This window comes from Schlesneria sp., assembly GCF_036405755.1.
Classification (GTDB): Bacteria; Planctomycetota; Planctomycetia; order Planctomycetales; family Planctomycetaceae; genus Schlesneria; species Schlesneria sphaerica.
Map to the genome: position 1 here is coordinate 1 of NZ_DASWWZ010000158.1, position 2681 is coordinate 2681.

The 2681-nt window shown below is 54.4% G+C and carries 3 protein-coding genes and 1 pseudogene; 2 read left to right on the forward strand and 2 right to left on the reverse strand.

The window, feature by feature from the left end:
- Both VGE80_RS05330 and VGE80_RS05335 read right to left on the reverse strand, forming a co-directional pair.
- The coding region (locus VGE80_RS05330; RefSeq protein ID WP_440591935.1) for a hypothetical protein at positions 1-304 on the reverse strand (304 nt) is incomplete at its 3' end.
- 179 nt (positions 305-483) lie between these two features.
- Positions 484-1059: an RNA polymerase sigma factor gene (locus VGE80_RS05335; protein ID WP_440591936.1), complete on the reverse strand. Its 576-nt coding sequence runs from the start codon at positions 1057-1059 to the stop codon at positions 484-486.
- Between the two features lie 212 nt (positions 1060-1271).
- Between VGE80_RS05335 and earP the strand changes: the two genes are divergently transcribed.
- Both earP and VGE80_RS05345 read left to right on the forward strand, forming a co-directional pair.
- Entirely contained in the window at positions 1272-2396 is a 1125-nt protein-coding gene (gene earP / locus VGE80_RS05340) for an elongation factor P maturation arginine rhamnosyltransferase EarP (protein ID WP_373652643.1), read from the forward strand.
- A 95-nt stretch (positions 2397-2491) separates the two neighbouring features.
- Positions 2492-2681 (forward strand): annotated as a pseudogene (locus tag VGE80_RS05345) (elongation factor P); the annotation flags it as partial.

Genomic DNA, 2681 nt, shown 5'->3' on the forward strand with positions numbered 1-2681 from the left:
AAACTTCGTCACTATTCACCTGGATATCCTGATTCGCGAAGAAATTTAAGACGCTGTATCCGGGGGCTCCCCATACTATTGTGGCAGTCGCTCCGCCTCCATAGGCCTGACTGACCGCTGTCGATGCGTTGTTGTAGAATGAGGCCGGGTTGCGGATGTTTCCCTGTAATCTCGGGTTTTCGAAGTGAGCGCTGATAGACCCGGTAAAAAAGCCGGCGTGAACCTTCTCGACAGCGCACAGTGATAAGAACGCCATCGCAACCATCGTCGCCGTCGTGCTAAGCAACCAATTCAACTTCTGCATGTCCGTCTCCTGACTTCGAGAATCACTCGAGTAAACTTGTTCCTCTCTCATCGAACGAGAGGAGCAACCCCCTGTGCAATCGGTGCGGGGTGAACTTTCAGGAGAACGTTGTCATGACTCTCAGCATTTCGCGTAATTTTGAGATTCTGTCAAAATCTTACGAAGAATCTCACGTGGCATCAGTCAATAAGTCCCGAACCTGCTTCCCTGAGACGCTTCAACACGCGAAATTTTGCCAGCAGCACGGCGTTGACGGTCAGTCCCAATTGGGCAGCCACCAAAGTGGGGGGAATTTCTTGTATGGCAATCTGGCGGAAGGCTTGCCAGGTGGTCGCAGTGAACTCGGGTTCCACCTGCTTCAGTAATCGCTGCATGACATACAGATCGTGATCCCAATCCCATTGCTGGCTTAAGCGGCTCTCGGGATCCTCCAGATCCGACAATTCTGAGATCTCTGTCGGGGAGACCGAATTTGGACGTTTCCTACGCCAGAAGTCCACGCTGCGATGATAGACGATCAAGCCGAGCCAGCGCCGAAAGGCTCCCGTCCGTCCAGAATGAACAAACTCTTGCAGTCGGAGATGGACGTCGGTGAGAACTTCCTGCGAGATATCTTCCGCGTCCTGGGGAGGAATCCGCTTGTGTCGCAGCCATCTTTCAATAAAAGGTCCATAAATTTCGACCAGACTCCGCCACGATTCCTCATCCGGCCGAGAACGAAGTCGTTCCAGCAAACTGATGTGTGTGGTATCCACGCCCGTTCAACTGACCCCGGTGCCCTGAGGAAAATCATCACGTAATCTGGTTCGATCGTCGTACCACAGGAGTCTATCCCCGCAGCGGAATTGCGCTCGATGCTACCCTTCGCGGCAGTCGCCCGCAAATCGAGTGGACGACAGGGGTGGGGGCCAGATATTGTCTTGACGATCCTGCCCTTGCATATCGAAGTCTGAAAGTGACTCCTCCCATGTCGTCCTGGGATATCTTCTGTTCCGTCGTTGACAATTTTGGAGATGTGGGGGTCTGCTGGCGTCTTGCACGGCAGTTAAGTCAGGAACATTGCTTCCAGGTGAGGTTATGGGTTGATGATCTCGAGACGTTTGCCGTCATGTCCCCCGAGCTTTCGCCGCTGCTGGCGCGACAAAAGCTGGGTTCAGTCGAGGTGCTCCACTGGACTCCCGAGTGCACCGTCGACTCGGCGGCGGATGTCGTGATCGAGGCATTCGGTTGCGAACTTTCCGACAATTACCTGAACGCCATTGTGCAGCGTGAGAAAACTCCTGTCTGGATTAACCTGGAGTATCTGAGTGCCGAATCGTGGGTGGAAGAGTGTCACGGACTGGTCTCACCCCATCCCAGGCTCCCGTTGAAGAAGTACTTTTTCTACCCCGGATTTACGGAGAAAACGGGGGGGCTGCTGCGAGAACGGGGATTGCTCGCGTCGCATGCGGGGGTGTCGGCCGCTGATGACGCCCTGTTTCTGAATCAACTGGGGGTACCTGACCGCCAGCCGCACGAGGTGCGACTGTCGCTCTTCTGCTACGAAAACCCAATCCTGCCAGATCTTTTGTCGACCTGGGCACACAATTCGGTCCCCATCCGCGTGCTGGCGTCACCGGGGGCGGCCCGGAAGCAGCTGGCGGACTGGTTCCAGAGGGAGCTTGTCGACGGGATGCCGCTGACGCGAGGCACGCTGACCGTACACCCGATTCCGTTTCTCGTTCATACGGAGTACGACCGGTTGTTGCGAGTTTGCGACCTGAATTTTGTGCGGGGCGAGGACTCATTCATCCGTGCTCAGTGGGCGAAACGCCCGTTTGTCTGGCAGATCTATCCTCAGTCCGAGAACACTCATCTGGTGAAATTAGAAGCGTTTCTGTCCAGATATCTGTCACTCATGCCCGATGTCGCTCGTCAGGCAGTCAGAAACCTGTGGTACGTGTGGAATGGAGCCGTTTCCCCGGGAAATGAGTGGGGCGATTTCCTGGCAAATTTGGGCGTAATTCAAAGTCAGACAGAACAATGGTCCAGCCAACTTGACCGAATGCCTGATCTGGTCGACAATCTGGTCCGCTTCGTCCAGGAAAAGTGAGTTACTAGTCCAGCACGTTGCCGACGCGTCGTGTCCAGGTTTGGCAGATGCGCACTAACAATTTTGATAGGCAAGATGGGAAATCTTTTATGAGTGTGAAGCTCGCCAACAACCTTCAGTCCGGCAACGTCATTATGCTTGAGAACGAGCCTGTGGTCGTCATCAAGGCTCAAATCAACAAGTCGGGGCGTAACCAGGCGGTCGTTAAAGTCAAAGCCAAGAACCTGCTGACCAACCGGGTCTCGGAACTGATTTTCAAGTCAGATGAAAAGCTCGAAGGGGTCA